This is a genomic window from Streptomyces pacificus (assembly GCF_011766325.1).
Classification (GTDB): Bacteria; Actinomycetota; Actinomycetes; order Streptomycetales; family Streptomycetaceae; genus Streptomyces; species Streptomyces pacificus.
Window position 1 is genome coordinate 100,385 of sequence record NZ_BLLG01000015.1, and the last position, 18,572, is coordinate 118,956.

The 18,572-nt window shown below is 71.4% G+C and carries 13 protein-coding genes; 9 read left to right on the forward strand and 4 right to left on the reverse strand.

All coding sequences use genetic code 11. The features are described 5' to 3' along the window. Positions 1-90 precede the first annotated feature (90 nt). The 3 genes from SCWH03_RS21615 to SCWH03_RS21625 all read left to right on the forward strand — a co-directional run bounded on the left by SCWH03_RS21615 (position 91) and on the right by SCWH03_RS21625 (position 4,353). Positions 91-1,206, forward strand: a complete 1,116-nt coding sequence (locus SCWH03_RS21615) for an ADP-ribosylglycohydrolase family protein (protein WP_173265956.1) — start codon at positions 91-93, stop codon at positions 1,204-1,206. 328 nt (positions 1,207-1,534) lie between these two features. After that, positions 1,535-1,948, forward strand: a complete 414-nt coding sequence (locus SCWH03_RS21620; protein ID WP_254076924.1) for a hypothetical protein — start codon at positions 1,535-1,537, stop codon at positions 1,946-1,948. A 56-nt stretch (positions 1,949-2,004) separates the two neighbouring features. Then, positions 2,005-4,353, forward strand: coding sequence for a tetratricopeptide repeat protein (locus SCWH03_RS21625; protein ID WP_254076925.1), 2,349 nt, complete (start codon positions 2,005-2,007; stop codon positions 4,351-4,353). A 40-nt stretch (positions 4,354-4,393) separates the two neighbouring features. Here the strand turns inward: SCWH03_RS21625 and SCWH03_RS21630 are convergent, their stop codons facing one another. The 3 genes from SCWH03_RS21630 to SCWH03_RS21640 form a co-directional block, all read right to left on the reverse strand. Continuing rightward, positions 4,394-4,594: a DUF397 domain-containing protein gene (locus tag SCWH03_RS21630; RefSeq protein ID WP_173265958.1), complete on the reverse strand. Its 201-nt coding sequence runs from the start codon at positions 4,592-4,594 to the stop codon at positions 4,394-4,396. Between the two features lie 180 nt (positions 4,595-4,774). Continuing rightward, a complete protein-coding gene (locus tag SCWH03_RS21635) occupies positions 4,775-5,632 on the reverse strand; it encodes a helix-turn-helix domain-containing protein (protein ID WP_173265959.1) in 858 nt (285 codons plus the stop codon). Between the two features lie 656 nt (positions 5,633-6,288). Beyond that, positions 6,289-7,008, reverse strand: coding sequence for a GOLPH3/VPS74 family protein (locus SCWH03_RS21640; RefSeq protein ID WP_173265960.1), 720 nt, complete (start codon positions 7,006-7,008; stop codon positions 6,289-6,291). Positions 7,009-7,223: 215 nt separating this feature from the next. On the opposite strand from SCWH03_RS21640, the gene SCWH03_RS21645 reads away from it, so the two are divergent. The 4 genes from SCWH03_RS21645 (at position 7,224) to SCWH03_RS21665 (ending at position 13,522) form a co-directional block, all read left to right on the forward strand. After that, the gene (locus SCWH03_RS21645; RefSeq protein ID WP_254076926.1) at positions 7,224-10,157 is read left to right on the forward strand and encodes a hypothetical protein; all 2,934 of its coding nucleotides are present in this window, start codon (positions 7,224-7,226) and stop codon (positions 10,155-10,157) included. Positions 10,158-10,683: 526 nt separating this feature from the next. Continuing rightward, positions 10,684-12,387, forward strand: a complete 1,704-nt coding sequence (locus tag SCWH03_RS21655; protein WP_254076935.1) for a DUF8823 domain-containing protein — start codon at positions 10,684-10,686, stop codon at positions 12,385-12,387. Positions 12,388-12,692: 305 nt separating this feature from the next. Then, positions 12,693-12,893: a hypothetical protein gene (locus tag SCWH03_RS21660; protein ID WP_173265962.1), complete on the forward strand. Its 201-nt coding sequence runs from the start codon at positions 12,693-12,695 to the stop codon at positions 12,891-12,893. Further along, on the forward strand, positions 12,890-13,522 hold the full coding sequence (locus SCWH03_RS21665; RefSeq protein ID WP_173265963.1) for a MarC family protein: 633 nt from the start codon (positions 12,890-12,892) through the stop codon (positions 13,520-13,522). Before SCWH03_RS21660 ends, SCWH03_RS21665 begins: the two co-directional genes overlap by 4 nt. Positions 13,523-13,678: 156 nt before the next feature. Here SCWH03_RS21665 and SCWH03_RS21670 read toward each other — a convergent pair whose 3' ends face one another. Further along, positions 13,679-15,316, reverse strand: coding sequence for a 3-hydroxyacyl-CoA dehydrogenase (locus SCWH03_RS21670; RefSeq protein WP_173265964.1), 1,638 nt, complete (start codon positions 15,314-15,316; stop codon positions 13,679-13,681). Between the two features lie 502 nt (positions 15,317-15,818). Here SCWH03_RS21670 and SCWH03_RS21675 point away from each other — a divergent pair. Together SCWH03_RS21675 and SCWH03_RS21680 are read left to right on the forward strand one after the other, a co-directional pair. Continuing rightward, complete coding sequence (locus tag SCWH03_RS21675) at positions 15,819-16,715, forward strand: LysR family transcriptional regulator (RefSeq protein WP_173265988.1); 897 nt, start codon at positions 15,819-15,821, stop codon at positions 16,713-16,715. A gap of 129 nt (positions 16,716-16,844) precedes the next feature. Then, positions 16,845-18,071, forward strand: a complete 1,227-nt coding sequence (locus tag SCWH03_RS21680) for an acetyl-CoA C-acetyltransferase (RefSeq protein WP_173265965.1) — start codon at positions 16,845-16,847, stop codon at positions 18,069-18,071. The last annotated feature ends 501 nt before the right edge of the window (positions 18,072-18,572 follow it).

Sequence of the window (18,572 nt, forward strand, 5' to 3'; positions counted from 1 at the left end):
GGCCGGGCCGGGCCGCCGCAGCCGGATTCCCCTCATGAGTGTTTTCTCACGGTCGATTAAAGTGCTCCGCACGAGAAGGGTGGGAGCCGCGTGAGCACGGGAGCCGCAGCTGTCTGGGGACGTGCCGAGCAGCAGGACTTCCGCGCCCGGGTACGCGGCTGCCTGCTGGGCGCGGCCGTCGGCGACGCTCTGGGAGCCGGCGTGGCAGCGCTGTCGCTGGACGAGATCCGCGCCGCTCACGGCCCTGACGGGATCGCCGACCTCGCCCCCGCGTACGGCCGCCGCGGCGCCGTCACCGCCGCCACCCAGCTGACCCTGTTCACCGTCGACGGCCTGATACGCGCCCAGGTCCGCCGTGACACCGGTGCCTGGCACCCGCCGACCGACGTCCACCGCGCCCATCTTCGCTGGGCGGCAACGCAGCGGGACTGGGGTCCCGACGAGCGCCGCAAGGACAACGGCTGGCTCGCCCGCGAGGAGTGGCTCTACACCCGCCGCGCCCCGGCCCCCGCCTGCCTCACCGGTCTCGCCGACGAGGTCCTCGGCACCATCGACAAGCCCAAGAACCCCACCGCCCGCGACGCGGGCGCCCTCGTCCGCTCCGCGCCCTTCGGACTGCTCGTGGGCTGGGAACCACGGCTGGTGTGCCAACTCGCCGTGGAGTGCGCGGCACAGACCCATGGGCACCCCACGGCGTACCTCTCGGCCGGCGCGTTCGCGGTGATCGTCCACGGGCTGGCCCGCGGCGAGACCGTCGAGGGGTCCGTCCAGCGGGCGCTGTCCCTCCTCACACCCAGACCGGGCCACCAGCCCGTGACCGACGCGCTGAGGCGAGCCGTCGGCGCGGTCCACCAGGGCATCCCGAGCTCCACCGGCGTCGACGCACTCGGCGACCCCGAGCACGCCGAGGACGCCCTCGCCGTCGCCGTCTACTGCACCCTCGCCGGCGAGGATGTCCGGCACGGACTCCGCCTCGCGGTCCACCACGACGGCGCCTCGCACACCACCGGCACCCTCTGCGGAGCCCTCCTCGGCGCACTTCACGGCGAGACGGCCCTCCCACCGGACTGGCTGGCGGAAGTCGAGGGCCGTTCCACCATCCTCGAACTCGCCGACGACTTCGCCATGGAGATGACCCAGGGCCCCGCACTCCACGGCCCCACCGCCTCGTCCTCCGGCTGGCTGCGGCGCTACCCGCGCGGCTGAGGCCTGCCGGTTCCGGCCTGCTTGCACCTGGTTTGAGGCCGGCCGGCCAGTCGACGTGTACTCCGGCGTGACTACCGCTGCGGGGTGCCTTCCACTACACGTGGGCTCACGCGGGCGCGCCCGGGAGGGGCGGGCTGTGCTCTGCTCTCCCCGCCTCACCGGTCTCCCGTACGGACTCCTGTGCGGACACGATGCGTTGACGGTGCCTCACGCCGGATGGTGAGGTACGTCGAAGGAGACGGCAACGAGCTGACAGTGATCGCTGTATCGACCTACTGTGGTTGTTCGGATCTGTTTCTGACGGGCGGATTGCCGGACAGGGGGACGGGTGGAAGCAGAGATGATGGATCTCGCGCGCACCGCCGGGGCTGCGGTCGTCACTCTGATGGCGACGGATGCGTGGGAGAGAACTCGAGAGGGCGTCGTAGCGCTGTGGCGACGAGTCAGTCCCGCGCGCGCAGAGAGCGTGGACGGGGAGCTGGAAGCCGCTCGGGACGATCTCCTGCTCGCGCGTGCGAACGGCGACGAGCTGGCCGAGCGGGAACTGCGCGAGGAGTGGGCAGGCCGTCTTCGCCGCCTTCTTCGCGACCGACCGGATGTCGCGGCGGAGCTTCGCGGTATCCTCGCGGACCTTGATCCGGAGCGGCAGGCTCAGACGGCGACCACTCAGATGAGGGCCGAAGCGTCAGGGAGCGGACGCGTCTATCAAGCGGGCCGCGATCAGCACATCACAGAGAGATGACTGAGCCCTCACGCGCGGAGGGCGCGGTACAGGGCCGTGCGTCGGGCCATGGGCGCGTGTATCAGACAACGGGCGATCAGCACATCACGGAGCACCACCACTACTACGGGGACGGCGAGGCCGCATCACCTGCGAACTCGTCAATACCGCGCGACATCGTGCACACTCCCACGGAAGCGCCGCGATATGGGCTGACTGCACCGGACTCCGTGCGGTTGCCGCTCGTCGGGAGGACGCCGCGCTACCTCCGGGATCGCAAGACCCTTCTGGCGGAACTGTTGGCGGCTGCCGGTAGCCATGGAGGGATCCATGTGCTCCACGGGACGGGAGGGTGCGGCAAGACGGCAATCGCTCAGGAACTGTTTCGCTCGGTGACGAGCCACCTCGACACGGTCGGTCTCTGGGTCAATGCGTCGGAGCGAACCACGTTCCGGGCCGGCATGCTGGCCGTGGCCGCCGATCGTGGCGCGCGGACCGTGGAGCTGGCTTCGGCCTACGCGGGCCAGCGGGCGGCCGCAGATCTTGTCTGGCACTACCTGGACAGCTCGCCGCAGAGGTGGGTTCTCGTGTTGGACAACGCGGACGATCCCGCAGTGCTGGGGGAGGGCGGCTGGCTGCGATCCAGTGGGCAGGGGACTGTCGTCGTCACCACGAGACGGGGCTCGTCGCCGGTATGGCAAGGGGCGCAGTTGCACCGGGTGGGAACGCTTCCGGTGGATGACGCCGCACTCATTCTTCGTGATCTCGCACCCGACTCCGGCACGTTTGCAGAGGCTCGGTCCATGGCTCAGCGGCTGGACTGTCTGCCTCTGGCCCTGACGCTGGCGGGGGCGTTCTTGTCCCGGCAACTTCTGGAGAGCTGGTCCATGAGTGACTACCAACGCCGTCTTCAGGACGACTTTACGGAACTGATCGACCGGGGGGCGGATTCCGACAGGGACGCACGGCACCTGGTCAGCAGGACCTGGCAGATCTCACTCGACAGGCTGGAGAAGGCCGGAGTACCCGAATCGGTCACACTCATGCGGCTGTTGTCGTGCTTCAGTTCAGATCCGCTGCCGCTGGCGTTGTTCCACCCGCGGAGACTATCCGCGACCGATCTGGTCCACGCCACTCCCTCTTTGGACGCACAGCGAGTGGAGGTCGCTCTGCGTGGCCTTCTGGACCATTCCCTGGTCGCGCTCGTGGACGTCGAGCGAGGTGGCGCCGGGGTTCGGTGTGTCAGGACTCATGGGGTCGTGCTGGACAGCATCGCCGCCTCCGTACCGGATGACCAGAGGCTGCTCCTCACGGCATCGGCGGTGGGCTTGCTCGCCGAGGAATTCCCGAAGGAACTCGGTGAGGCTCGGGCGGTCGGCGGTGTCGGGTGGCTGGCACCTCACGTGGTGAATCTGCTGCGTCGGGTTCCTGGGCCTGGGGTGGCGCTGGAGGCGGTCGAGCTGGCCCTTCGATTGGCCGCCCTGACGTACGGCATGGGCGACTACCACGCGTCATCCTCCGTAGCCCGTTCCGCGGCCGAGATCGGCCGAGGGCAGTTGGGTGCCGACCATCCGGTGACATTGAGGGCTCGTCATCGGTTGGCCCTTGCGCTTTTCCGGCTGGGTAAATTCTCGGAATCCGAGAGATTGCACAGGGATGTTCTCGATTCCCGGGTCCGGCTCCTTGGCCGGGAGAATGTCGAAACGCTGACGAGTCTGCAGGACATCCATGAGCCGCTCGCCCAGTTGGGCAGACTGGAAGAATGTGTGGCATCGCTTCGGGAGACGGAGGAGATTCGAGCCCGGATTCTGGGTTCCGATCACCCCGACACTCTCCATGCGCGTGCACTTCTCATCGAGTACTTGGCGAACCTGAACGCGCAAGAGGAGTTCGACGCATTCGCGCCGACTGCGGTTGCGGCATGTGAGGAGCGCTTGGGAGCAGAGTCCTTCACCACGGTGACCGCTCGCCATAACTTCGCATACGGACTCTACGTCTTCGGTCGATGGGCGCAGGCCGAGGAAGCGGCCCGTGTGGCGGTGTCGGCCCGCGAGCGGATCCACGGTGCGGAGCACTACCTCACCCTGTCGGCAACCATCCTCCTCAGCTGGATTCTGGAGAAACGCGGGCAGGGTGATGAGGCCATCACCCTTGCGCGACGCGTCGTCGTAGGGCAGGAAAGGGCGCTTGGTGCCGAGCATCCGTACGTCCTGGCCAATCGGGCCGGCCTTGCCACTTCGCTTGTGGAAAGCGGCCGCGTCGAGGAAGCGGTTGTCCTGGCGACCCGGAATCTCCCACTGTGTGAGCGGACTCTCGGCCCCGGTGACCCTGTGACGATCAAGACTCTCGCAGTCATCGAACTGGGGGGAGCCGACGGAGAGGGGAGCCCCCTCGGCCAGGACGGCGGGCCGGTCGAGAGGGCGTGACTGCGTTCGCAGCGAGACGGTCGGCGGGGAGGGCTGCCGGTCAGCCCTCGCTGCTGATCCCGGTGATGAACGCCGACCACGTCTCTGCGGTGAAGCCCAGCGGCGGGCGGTGGTGCGCCTTTGAATCACGCACAGCTACCGAGCTCTGATCTTTCGCCTTGACCTCCACACAGTCGCCGTTGACGGCCGAGTACGTGGACTTGGTCCATTCTGTCAGGGACGCAGCTTGCCGGTTGTGCATGGTGACTCCGATGGTTGTGCCAGATGTGTGGGTACCTCGAGCCGCTGTCCCCAACGGCCCCGAGATCGACGCTACGCCCCAACATCCCTTTCGGTGAGGTCTGTTCACCCATCCGGATGGCGTTTGCTGCCGAAGTTCATTCAGTTCGAGCCGATAAGTGTATAATGCCCGCCCTTGAGGTCAGCCTCCGTAGCTCTCCGATACCAGGCGGATGAATTCCATGGACTGCTCGGCGCTGAGTGCCTTGGCTCGGAGATGCTCGTACATCACCGTGTAGCTCTGCACGTCGTTGGGCTTCTCGAGGTAGAGGTCGCTTGTCACGCCCTCGAGGTAGACGACGCTGGCATCCATGGCGTCCTGGAACTCCAGGATGACGAATTTTCCGTACATGCCAGGATGGGCCCCTACGGCGTAGGGGAGGACCTGCAGCGTCACGTGCGGCTGCATGCTCAGCTCAACGAGGTGCTTGAGCTGGTCTGCCATGATCCGGTCATTGCCGACAACGCGGCGCAGCAGAGCTTCATCGATGACGGCCCAGAACCGGAGCGGGTTGTCGGGGTCCGTGAGGCGGTCCTGGCGTTTGAGCCGGATCTGAATGCGCTTGTCGATCTCGCTCTGGGTGGCCTCGGGCCACATCCCCTCGATGACTGCCTGGGCGTAGTCGCGTGTCTGGAGCAGGCCGGGCACGATCAGTGACTCGTAGACCCGGAGGCTGGCCGCGTCCGTCTCCAGACCGATGTAGACGCTGTAGGGGATGTCGCCGAAGGCGTGCCACCAGCCCTGCTGGCGGGAGTCCTTGGCCATCTGCATCAGGGAGTCGACGACGCGGCGGTCCTCGACCTCGTACACTCCGCAGAGGTCGCGCACATCGCGCTGGCTGATCGACCGCCGGCCGTTCTCCAGTCGGCTGATCTTCGACTGGGAGACGAGCAGGCGATCGGCCACCTCTTCCGCCGTCATGCCCTTCTGCTCGCGGAGGCGGCGCAACTCCTGCCCCAAACGACGGCGCCTGACGGTGGGGTTGACGTTGGACGCCACGGGAACTGCACCTCCGGCTGTGGACTGCTCTGCGGTCCTGTTGCTGTGCGTATCTACGTCTCAGCAGACTGCCACCAAAGGTGTTGCCCGCGCTGGAAAACGACGACACGCAGACACAATGCGGGACACAAAAAATCCCGCCGTGCGCGGCACGTCACGGCGGCACACCCATGTGCGGGTGAATTGCCCTGAATTCAGGGGCTTTTCCTTGTGGGGTGCCTGGGGGGCGCCAGGCGGCGCGCGCTGCGCACATCCGCCGGTCCGGCCGCAGCGTCCCGCCCGCCACGGTGTTCGCGCGCCGCACGGTGCGTCCCCGGCGCGGGTCCGGCTTCGCGTGGCAGGGAGTGCCCGCGTGAAGTCCCGGGGCGGTGGGTTCGGCGGCAAGCCGTGAAGAACGCGCGGGGCAGCCGTTCGTACGACTGTCCCGCGCGCTCTGCGGCTCCCGCACCGGGTCGCGGGCGGTACCGGCCGGGGGACTCCCCCGGCCGGCACGCGAACGGGTGCCTCGGGGGCGCGTCCGTGACGGCGGGCGTCGCGGACGCGCCCGCACAGGTGCGTGTCCTTGCGTGTCCTGGCGTCTCCTTGCGTGTCCTCGCGTGTCCGCGTCAGTGCGCCGGGCGCCCGCCTGTGCTTGTGCGCCCGTGCGTACGTATGCCCTAGTGGACGGCGGCGCGGGCCATACCGCCGCGTCGTGCCGGCATCGGGACGGCCGGCTGGCGGCCGGTTGCTGCCGGGCTGCGGCGCGGCTGTGCGGACACACCGTTCTGAACGTCCATCACGGCGTGTGCCACGAGTCCGCCCATCGGGTCGTGCCGGATCAGGTCCCGCAGTCGAGAGCGGGAGGACCGCCCCTCGTTGCCGGGGTAGAGGTGCTTGCCGAGACCGACCGCGTGCGCCAGCGCGGCGAGCGCGGCCGTCCGCGGGTCCGGCGGCACGCCGGTGCGGATGGCACTGTCCAGCCGGGCCCTGATCTCCCGGCTGATCGCCGTGTCCGTCGCCTGGTAGCGAGTCGTCGGCAGCACCCCGCACATCTGGCCGGCCACGGCATGGACCATGCCGCACCTCTCCAGATGTGAAAGGTAGGTTTGGCGCAACCCTAGTCGGGGCCCGCCGATCCAGTGGACGGCCCGAACCGGACTGCCGCGCCTGCGCAGCAGTTCCAGTGCGGAGTCCAGTGTCGGATCTCCTGTCGGCCGTGGCATCACCACGGCGATACGATCCCCGTCTGGGGCTATCCGTCCCGCCAGAGCCAGCTCCACTAGCTGTGCTCCGGCCAGGCCGAGGTCGAGCGACTGCGGCTGCGCTGTGGTACCCGTGGTCGGGTCCAGAGCGAGCAGCAGAAGCTCCTCCGGAAGTGTTCTGCGGCTCCTGCCCATCCATGCCTCCCCGCGTGGATGAATGACAGGGTGACGCCTCTCACATTGGTCTGTCGAGAGTGCCTGGGTGCTTCGTACGGGAACCGGTAGGTATGTCGTTCTCGTCTAGCACGGGGGCCAAGGGCTCACACAGGACACTGGTAGATGGTTCGGGCAGTGGTGCGGGTGGTACCGGCGTCATGGCGGATTCAGGTTTGAGGCACGGAGGAGGCACGGTGGCGGGCGAGTCCCCCGACAAGTCGGTGCAGCAGAAGTCGTCGGGGGAGACGACTCCGGGCGAACGCGATCCGCGGCTTTCCGTGGCCCGTTCGGAGGGTGCGTCCTCCGAGAGGCGTACCGACCAGCCGACGGCGGTGTTCAGGACACTGCCGTCGGAGCCGTCGGAGCCGTCGGTCTCGGGTACGGACAACGACAGGGGAGTGGGCAGGGGAGTGGGCGAGGGCAGCGAGCGCGGGGACATGGACGAGGACGCATCCGCGTCCGTGTCCGGTTCCGGCGCCGTGACGGAGTCCGCCGCCCCCGAAGACAGGCCCTCCGACGGAGGCGAGCACACCCCGGACGGCGGCGATCGGCTGCGGGAGGCCGTGACCGCATGGCTCTCCGGCACGGGCAGGGACGAGGGGCACGAGGAGGGCGAGGAGGGCGAGGAGGGCACGGCGAACGAGCCCACGAGGCCGAGAGCCGCCGAGGGCGGGGGCGCGGACGAAGGAGCCTCCGAAGTCGCCCGCAGCGCGCCCGCGGTGGCGGACGGGGGCGCGAAGAGGCCCGCGGCGCCCGCACCCCGCAAGTCCGCCGACGGGGAAGAACCACCGGCCGATCCGGACGCCGGGCCCGGGGCCGGGGGCGGGGGCGGCCGGCACCGCGAGGCCGGCCGGGGCGGTGAGGGAGAGAGCGACGAGGGCGGTGCCCGGAGCAGGGGCCCCCGCTGGGCTGCGCTCCTGACGGAAGAGGACGGCGCCACCACGGCCGAGGACGAGGCCACCAAGGGGGGCCTGAAGGGCGCCGGGGCCGTCGCATCGGCCGATGCGTCCAAGAGCGGCGAACCGGGAGACGACGAGAAGAACCGGACGCCCGCCGACACGTCGGCGGCCGACGGAACCGCGCTGCCCCGGCCTGCCGTGGACCAGCCGACCACCGCACTGAAGATCAGCCCCTCGACAGCGGCACCCGAGCAGTCAGCGAACCCCTCCACGGCTACTGTGCGGCCGGACCCGGAGCGCACCGCTTCCGACCGCACGGGCATGGAGCAGGGGGCGGAGCGCACCGCGGCGCTCGGCGTCACCGCACCCCCGAGCGGGTCGTCGAAGCCCGGGCAGAGGCCGGGAAGGCCCGGCGCCAAGCCGGCGGCGGATCCCGGCGGGCCGTCCAGCCCCGATCACCGTTCCGGCCCCGAGGGTGCCGCCGGCTCCCGGATTCCGGCCGGCGGCCGACCCGCTGCCCCGGCCTCCCCGGCCGCCGGTGCGGCGTCCGGGGCCGCGCCCCAGCCCGGTTCCGAGCCGGACGCAGCGTCCAAGCCCGCGTCACCGCCCCCGCCCCCGTCTGCATCCGCATCCGCGGCCGCCTCCGAGCCTGCCTCCGAGCCCGCCTCCGAGCCCGGTTCCGAGCCGGACTCCGCATCCGCCTCTGATTCCGGGCCCGTTCCCGGCCGGGCCTCCCGGGGCGCTCCCGAGTCTGCCGCCGAGCGGACCAGTACGTTCGTGCCGCTGCGGCGCGACGGCGCACCGTCCTCCACTCCCGGTGCTTCCGCCGCCTCCGCGTCGAAGTCGGCCCCGCCCGCGTCGAAGTCGGCCGCTCCCGGCGGGCACGCAGCAGCCCCGCCCGCTTCACTCACCGAGCCCGAGCGCACGCGTCAGCAGCCCATGCCACCCAAGCCGCCACTCGATCTGCTGGCCGAACTGACCAACACCCCGCCGCCCGCGCAGACTCCGGTTCGCACGCTGCTGCGGCGGGTGAGGATCTGGACGCCGCTCGTCGTGCTGCTCCTGATCGTCTTCGCTGTCGTACAGACCCTGCGACCGCTCCCGGAGCCCACTCTCTCGCTGACCGCCAAGCCGGCGTACTCGTTCGCCGGCGCCGCCCCGCAGCTGCCCTGGCCCGCGGAGGGCCAGGCGTACATGGCGGCGTCCGGACTCGGCGCGCTCGGCTCCTCCGGCGAGCAGAAGCCCGTGCCGATCGCGAGCGTCACCAAGTCGATGACGGCGTATGTGATCCTCAAGAACCACCCGCTCAAGCCGGGCGAGGACGGGCCCATGATCGAGATTGATGCCAAGGGGGAGTCGGACGGCCAGCTCGACAAGACGGACAACGAGTCGACGCTCAACACCGTCAGGAAGGGCGACAAGATCAGCCTGAAGGACGCGCTGGCGGCGATCATGATCCCGTCCGCGAACAACATCGCGCGGCAGCTTGCTCGCTGGGACTCGGGCTCGGAGAAGGCGTTCGTCGAGAAGATGAACGCCGCCGCCGAGGAGCTCGGCATGAAGAACACCACGTACACCGACCCGTCCGGGTTGGACGCGACGACGGTCAGTACGGCCGAGGACCAGGTCAAGCTGGGGCTGAAGCTGGTCGAGATCAAGGCCCTGATGGACATCACCAGGCTGCCGGAGTGGACGGACCCGTCGGGCAAGACCTGGCGGAACTACAACGAGCTGCCGCCGTTCGACGGCGCGCTCGGCATCAAGACCGGCAGCACCACCAAGGCGGGCGGCAATCTCCTCTTCGCCGCCCACAAGATGGTCGGTGACACGGACCAGCTGATCGTCGGAGCTGTGCTCGCCCAGTACGACACCCCGATCCTCGGTACCGCGATCAAGGCCAGCAGGGACCTGATGCTGGCGACCCAGGGCGCCCTGGAGAACGCGACGGTCGTCAAGAAGGGACAGGTCGTCGGTGTGGTCGAGGACGGCCTGGGCGGCTCGGTCCCGGTCGTGGCCACCAAGGACGTGCAGGCGGTCGGCTGGTCCGGGCTCACCGTGAAGCTGGAGCTGAGCGACGGCGGCAAGGTCGTGCCGCACGAGGCCGCCGCCGGCACGGTGGTGGGGTCGCTCACCGTCGGCGACGGTGCGAGCCAGGTCGCCGTTCCGGTGGCCCTCCAGCAGGAACTCGCGGAACCCGGGTTCGGAGCCAGGCTGACCCGCCTGGGCTGACCTCGGATGTCCGGACGGGGCACGGGCCTCCGCGCCCCGTCCGCCGCATCAGCCCCGTGCTAGCGTCCCCGGATCGCGGCGTCCCCGGCAGGGGCAACTCGCGAAGCCGGGACGGCGTCCCCGAGCACGGGAAGCGACCACGGGAGCCGCATTGACCACCGTCGAGCCGACACGCGCGGACGAGAGCAGTGCCGCGAGGGGGCCACGAGCCGCGAGGAGCCCGCGAATAGGGGAGGACTCCGGGGGACCTGGATCCCCCGGGTCTCCCGGCTCTCCCGGGCCCCCCGGGCCCCCCGGGTCTCCCGGATCCCCCGGGTCTCCCGGGTCTCCCGGATCCCCCGGGGTTCCGGCCGCTCCCGGCTCCCCCGGGGGTCCCGCAGCTCCAGTGGCGACGTGCTCTCGCGCCGCACGGTTCAGCGCCGTGAGGCGCACCGCATCGCGCCTGCCCGTCCCGCGTTTCCGGGCCTCGTGGTTCGGGGTCTCGCGGTTCGCCTCCCCGCGGCGCGCCGCCGCCCGGTTCGCTGCCGTGTCGGTGCGCCGTCCCGTCCTGGCGGCGACCGCATGGGCGGCCTTCCTCCACCTCGGGTGGTTCTTCCTCTTCGCCAACAGCGGCGGCGACATCGCCGCACAGGACGCCTGGGCCGAGTTCGTCGGCCGCCACCCCGACTCGGCGTACAACCTCGCCTGGTACGGCGGCATGCACCCGGTCTCGTACAGCGTGGTGTCCCCGTATCTGATGTCCGTGCTCGGCGTGCGGACCACGATGATGGTCGTCGGGACCCTCTCCACCACACTGACCGCGCTGATCCTGACGCGGGTGCGGGCGGTCCGGAACCCGCTGGCCTGCGCACTGGCCGGAGTGTTCGCGATCTTCTGCAACGCGCTGTCGGGGCGGGTCACGTTCGGGCTGGGGATGGTGTTCGCCCTCGGAGCGGTCGCTGCGGTGTTCTGCTGGCCGTACCGCTGGCGGAGGAAGCGGTGGGCGAAGGCCGCGTTCGCGGCACCGCTGGCCGGCCTCGCGACCGCTTCGAGCCCGGTCGCCGGGCTCTTCCTCGGAGTCGTCGCCGCGGCGCTGTTCCTGAACAAGCGACGTCCCGGCGCCTATGCACTGGGGATCGCGCCGGTCGTGGTCGTGGTCCTGTCGGCGTGGCTGTTCCCCTTCTCCGGCACGCAGCCCATGTCCCTCGGGTCGACGTCGCTGCCGTTCCTCTTCGGGGTGCTGGTCCTCGTCCTCGTACCGCGGGACTGGCGCACCGTACGGACCGCCGCCGGGGTGTACTCCGCCGGCACGCTGCTGACCTTCCTCGTGGACTCGCAGATCGGCTCGAACGTCTCGCGCCTCGCGATGCTGTTCGCGGGGGTGGTGCTGCTGGCGGCGCTGCCGTACGCCGTGCCGCGCTCACGCAGGTGGTACGCCGTCGTCGTGGCCTTCGCCGGGCTCAACGCGTGGATCGGCTTCAAGAGCGTCGACGACATCGTGCGCACCGCTCCGGCCGCGTCCTGGACGCGGGAACTCGCACCGCTGGTGAACGAACTACAGGAGGTCGGTGCGGAGAAGGGCCGCGTCGAGGTCGTCCCGGCGAGCAGCCACCGCGAGGCGTCGGCACTCGCGCCGTACGTCAACCTGGCGCGCGGCTGGAACCGGCAGGCGGACATGGAACGCAATCCGCTCTTCTACGACGACACACTCGACGCCGTGAACTACCGCGAGTGGCTCCACCGCTGGGCCGTGCACTACGTGGTGCTGCCGACCGGCGAGCCGGACTCGGGCGCCCGGCAGGAGGCGGAGCTGGTCGAGCGAGGCCAGCCCTATCTGAAGCTGGTGTGGTCGGACGCGAACTGGCGGCTGTTCGCCGTCCGCGAGCCGACCCCTCTCGCGGACCCGCCGGCGACGGTGGACCGGGCGGGCGACGGCGAGCTGCGGATCCATGTGCGCGAGGCGGGCCGGGTGCTGATCCGGGTCCCGTACTCGCCGTGGCTGGGGCTCGTGGACGACCAGGGCCGGAGCGTGGAGCAGCCGCACGAGACCCCGGAGTCGAAGCTGCGGGGGGACGGTGAGCCGAGGGTGTTCGTCAACGCCGCCGGCTGCCTGACGAAGGCGGAGCAGGATGCGTCGGGCGACGAGTGGACCGAGCTCCTGGCGCCGCGTCCGGGCGTCTACCGGCTGGCTGCCCCGTATCGGTTCCCCCGCGGCACGCCCTGTCCTGAGGAGCTGACCGGGAGGAGCTGACCGGGATGCGCTGATCGGGCGGAGCTGACCGGCCGGCACCCGGCGTGCCGTCAGGTCACCGGCGGGCCTGTGGCGGACGGCGCCCGGGGACGCGGGCATGGCGGCGCGGGCGGCGCGGGCGGTGCCGAGGCGCGGACCAGGGGCCGGACCTCGATGTGTGTCCGCCATTCGACGCGTGATGTGCCGCCTTGAGCACGATGCGTGGGCGACGGGGTTACTGTGGCGGCCGCTGTTGTTGTGATCAACGGGCGCCCCGCCCGCCTCGGGCTCGCGGGGCGGCCCGCCACGACCGGACAGGTGCGCCCATGAGTCTTCCCTCCTCCCGCTCCCGCTCCCGCCTTCCCGGTGCGGCCGCAGCGGCGCGCGCACCGTCGGCGCACCGCGCTCCGGCCGCGGCGGTGGGGACGTTCGCCGTCGGGAGCGACCGCCACCAGGCCGGTGAGGTCGTCACCGTGACGACCGCCGGAGGCGGCGACTCCGGCAATCCCCGGTGGTCGCCGGCATGAGCACCGTCGAGCTGACGGTTCAGGCGACCATCGCGATGGTGCTGCTGGTCGATCCGTTCATCCGGGGCCTCTTCTTCCGTGTGCTGACCGACAACGAGCCCGAGCGGCGGCGGGAGTACGTCGGCCGCATCATGGTGGTCATCGCGATCACCCTGGGGGGCGCGGCCCTGATCGGGCGGCCGGTGCTCGATCTGGTCGGCATCGACCTGTCCGCCTTCGGGTTCGCCGGCGGACTGGTCCTCCTGCTGATGGGCTTCGAGATGCTCTTCGGCGGCGAGCCGACCCGCGCGCAGGGCGGCGCTGCGGCGCACGAGGAGCCGGCACCGAGATCGGCCGAGGACTCGATCGTGGTTCCCTACGCGATTCCCTTCATGGCGGGCCCGGGCGCCATCACCACGGTCATCGGCATCGCCTCGACGGGCCAGGGCTGGTCGGGTACGGTCGCGGCGCTCATCGCCGTCGCCATCACCGTGGCCCTGATTCCGGTGGGGCACCTGCTCCTGGTCAATCGGATGAGGATGTCGGCGCAGACCATCGCCATCGTGACGCGGTTCGGCGGACTGTTCGTGGCCACGATCGGCATCCAGCTCATGCTCAACGCGATCAGGACGTACTTCGGCCTCGGCTGAGTCCCGGGCGGAGACTTCGGCGATGAGGGTGTGTGCGGTGTGCCGGTCGCCTTGCTTTGCCGCGGCTCGCTGCCGTTGCGGTGGTCAGCTCCTCGGTGAAGCCCCGTTCGCCCGTCGCGTCGGGCACGTACTTGACACAGACGACTATCCGCAGACTCATGCCGGCTCTCCTTCGTGTGCGGGTTCGGCGGTTGCGCTTCGCGGTTGTGGTGCGGTGGCGCCGAGCGCCGCCGGGTCAGGTCCCGGCTCGGTCAGCGGGAGACCGAGGTGCACGCGCTCGGTCACCCAGCGGGTGGGCCGGTAGCGGGGATCGCCCGTGCTGCGGTGGAGCCCCGCCTGGAGGGCGAGTATCCGTGCCGTACCGATTCGATCGCCCCAGGCCAGGGGGCCGGTCGGGTATCCCAGCCCCGCGGTGACGGCCGTGTCGACCGCTGCGGGGGTCGCGATGGCGCGCTCGGCGATGGAGGCCGCCACCGAGACGATGGACGCGAGCAGCCGCTGGGCCACCGAGCCGGCCGTGTCCCGGACGACCGAGACGGCGCGGCACCCGTCGGTCGAGACGGCGCGGCACCCGTCGGTGCCGCCGTCCTCGGTCGCCGGGGCGGCGGCACGGGCGAGAACGGCCCGCGCGTCGTGGACCGCGGCCGGATCGGTGGCCGGGGTGAAGGCGAGCACCCGGCGGCGGGTGGGCAGTGCCAGCGGGTCGACCCCGACGGTGCGGGATACGGGCAGCCCGGCGGACGCGATCTGCTCCGCCACGGTCGTGCCCCAGGTGGGCACCAGCACCACGGCCCGCCCGGAGGGGTCGGGACCGCTTTCCAGGGTGGCCCCGTCCGCACGGAGGGTGCGGCGCAGCGCGTCGGCGTCCGGTCCGTGCCCGGCCACCCGTACGGGGCGGCCGGGGTCCCCGGTGATCGGCGACTCCGGCGGGGTCGCCTGCGCGCCGGCGCTGTGGTCGTAGAAACCGCGGCCGGTCTTGCGGCCGTGCAGGCCCGCGGCCACGCGGTTGGGGGTGAGGTAGGAGGGCCGGAGCCGGTCCGAGTGCCTGAAGCCCCGCCACACGCTGTCGATGACGGTGTCGGTGACATCGAGTCCGGTGAGGTCCATCAGCTCGAACGGGCCCATGCGCAGCCCCAGGACATCGCGCGCGATGCGGTCGATGCCGGCCGGGTCGGAGACCGATTCCTCGAGCAGGGCCAGCGCCTCGGTGACGAGTCCGCGGCCCGCGTGGTTGACGAGGAAGCCGGGGGTGTCGGCGACCACGGCGGCCGAGTGGCCGGTGGCCTCGACGAGTTCGACGAGTACGGGCGGGATGTCCGGCCGGGTCAGGGCCCCGGGGACGACCTCGACGATCCTCATCAGCGGTACGGGGTTGAAGAAGTGCAGGCCGACCAGCCGGGAGGGGTCCGCCAGTCCCGCCGCGACACGGGTCACCGGGAGGGAGGAGGTGTTGGTCGCGAGGATCGTGCGTGCGGGGAGGACCTCCTCCAGCCGCCGGAACAGCTCCGTCTTGGCGGCCAGGTCCTCGCGTACCGCCTCGATGACGAGTTCCACCCCGTCGCCGGGTGCGAAGGCGTCGTCCAGCGGCAGCAGGCGCTCCGAGGCGGCCCTGGCCGCCTCCGGACCCAGCCGCCCCTTGGCCGCGGACCGGTCGAGCATCCCCCGTACGAAGCCGATCGCGTCGCCGACCGCCTCCTGCCGGGCGTCGCCGAGTTCCACGGTGTGACCGGCGGTCGCCGCCCACTGGGCGATCCCGCGTCCCATGACACCGGCGCCGACGATCCTGATACGCACGTGGAGTCCTCGTTTCTGGTTCCTGGCCGTTCCCGCGGTCGCGGTCGGCGCGGCGGCGGGAACGGCCGGCGGAGCGTGCCCGCCGTCGGTCGCGACCGGCTGGTGCCGACTGGTGCCGTTCGGTTCCGCCCGGGGCCCCTGGCCTCGTCCGGCCTCGTCCGGCCTTGTCCGGCCCCGTCCGGCCTTGTCCTGTGCTGTCCTCTGTTGTCCTGTGTTGTGCGGTGCCACCGCCTGGTGGTGGCCGATGGGCACCGCCCCGCCTGGTGGCGACCGGTGCCGTCCCGTGCCGACGAGCGCAGGCCGGCACGGTCCCGCCTTCCGGTTCCGCCTTCCGGTTCCGCCTTCCGGTCCGGTACCCGGTCCCGGGAGGAGGTGGCTCACACCGTGCCAACAGGCATTGATCACTGTCCAATACCGAATTAGGCTCACATTGATACTCCACGTGGATCAGTCGCCGTCGTCGGGTTCGGCCGGGGCTGCCGGAACAGGACTGGGGGTCGGCATGGAGTTGCGCCATCTGACGGCGTTCCTCGCGGTCGCCGAGGAACTGCACTTCGGCCGCGCCGCCAGACGGCTGCAGATGGCGCAGCCGCCACTCAGCCAGCAGATCCGCCAGCTCGAGAAGGAACTGGGGGTGCAGCTCTTCGAGCGCAACACCCGCTCGGTACGGCTCACCAGTGCCGGCCAGGCCTTCCTGCGCCCGGTACGGACGGTGCTGGAGGACGTCGGCATCGCGGTCCGGGTGGCCAGGGCGGCCGGCCGCGGGGAGTACGGGCGGGTCACCGTCGGCTTCGCCGGGGCCTCGAGCCATGAGGCGCTGCCCCGGCTGACCAGGGCCGTCCGGGCGGCCCACCCGGGCATCGAGCTGGTCCTGGAGGGCCAGACGTACGCCAACGCGGCCCTCACCCGGGTCGTGGAGGGAAAGCTGGACGTCGGCTTCGTGCGGCTGCCGGTGACGCACCCGGGGCTGGAGAGCAGGGTGATCTACGAGGAGGAACTCCTCTGCGCCCTTCCGTCGGACCACCGGCTGACGCAGCGCACGCGCATCCCGGTGGAGGCACTGGCCGAGGAGCCGTTCGTGGGGTTCCCCGCCAATGCGGGCTCCTCCTTGCGCGACCTTGTGGCGGCCACCTGCGAGAAAGCCGGGTTCACCCCCAGGGTGACGCAGGAGGCACCCGATTCCCATACGATCCTGGCCTTGGTCGCCGCCGGGGTGGGAGTGACGCTGACGCTGACCTCCTGCCGGCACATCCAGCAGACCGGTCTGGTCTACCGGCCGCTGGCGGGCGAGCCGATCAGGCTCCGGGCCGCCCTCGCCTGGCGGAGGGACAACCCCTCCGCCGCGCTGCGCGCCGTACTGGACGTGGCCGAAGCGGCGCTGCCGACGCCGGTGCTGTGAGGGATCCCGACGGGTCCGGAAGAAGCTGAGACGCAGTCGGTCTCAATGCCGTAGCAATTGAGTATTGGACCTTCTCGACGGGCGGTGCGAGGGTCGGCGGGACATCAACCCGAGGCGAAAGGACGAGGGATGTCCGCCGCTCCCGCACCCATCGTCATCTGCGAACCCCTGCGCACACCGATCGGCCGGTTCGGAGGGGCGCTGTCGTCGCAGCGGCCCGCCGCGCTGGCCGCGCATGTGATCTCGGAGGTCGTGGCCCGCAGCGGAGTCGACCCCGGGCGGATCGACGAGGTGATCCTCGGCCACGCCTACCCGACCTCCGACGCGCCCGCGATCGGGCGGGTCGCCGCCCTCGACGCCGGTCTGCCGGAGTCCGTCACGGGCACCCAGGTCGATCGCCGCTGCGGCTCCGGACTCCAGGCCGTGCTGGACGCGGCCATGCAGATCCGCTGCGGCTTCAGCGAGGTCGTCGTCGCCGGGGGAGTCGAGGTCATGAGCGTGGCCCCGTTCTACACCCACGAGGGGCGCCGGGGCATCGCCTCGCCGGGACTGATGCTGCACGACGCCCTGGCCCGCGGGCGGGTCACCGCGGGCGGTGTCCACCACCCGGTGCCCGGCGGCATGGTGGAGACCGCCGAGAACCTGCGGCGCGAGTTCTCCATCAGCCGGGCGGACCAGGACGCCCTCGCCCTCAGGTCCCAGCAGCGTGCCGCACGTGCCGCGGCGGCCGGGCTGTTCGACGACGAGATCGTTCCCGTCACCGTGACCGGCCGCAAGGGAGGGAGCGTCGTCGCCGGCGACGAGCATCCGCGTCCGGGCACCACGGCGGAGCAACTGGCGGCGCTGCGACCCGTCATGCTGGGCTCCGACCCGGAGGCGACGGTCACCGCCGGGAACGCCAGCGGCCAGAACGACGGGGCCGCCGCCTGCCTGGTGACCGACCTGGCCACGGCCGAGCGACTCGGGTTGACCCCCGTACTCCGGCTGGTGTCCTTCGCCCGGGCGGGCGTCGCCCCCGCGAGGATGGGCCTCGGCCCCGTACCGGCCACCCGCACCGCGCTGGATCGGGCCGGCCTGACGCTGTCCGACATGGATCTCATCGAACTCAACGAGGCCTTCGCCGCACAGGTCCTGGCCTGCACACGGTCGCTCGACCTGAGCGAGGCCGACCACGAGCGGATCAACGTCAACGGCTCCGGGATCTCGCTCGGGCATCCGCTGGGCGCGACGGGTGCCCGCATCCTCGCCCATCTGGCACGGGAGATGCACCGGCGGGGGGCCCGCTACGGGCTGGAGGCGATGTGCATCGGCGGTGGCCAGGGACTGGCCGCGGTGTTCGAGCGCACGGCTCCCTGACACCGGACCGCCGCCCGGACCGCCGCCGGACCGCCGCCGGGCCTGGTGCCGGGCCTGGTGCCGGGCGGGCACCCGGGCCTTGGTCCGGTCCCCGGGCCCGGGGACCGGGCCCTGGATCTGGTGCCGGCGCGGGCCCTGGGTCTGATGCCGGGCCCACGGGGCCCGCCGCGGCCGTCTGTCCCGGCCGCCCGCTTCCGCAGGCTGCCCCTGCGCATGCCGGGAGGTCCCGGGCCGCCGGGACTTGCCGCGCCCGCGCCTCCACACACCTCCCACGTCTTCCGCGCCGCGCGCGCCCTCCACGCCTCCTGGCTCTCTCCCGTCCCTCCCGTCCCTCCCGTCCCTCCTGTCTGCCGCGCTCCCCGCGTTGCCGGGTGCGCCGGGTGCCCTCCGTGGCGTCGGCGTTCCGGGCGCCGGTCGTGTGCGCGGCGCTTCGGCGGTCCGAGGGCGGCGCTGCACCGTGGGGGCTCGGTCCCCGCCACAGGCCGGCGCCGGGCGCGCACT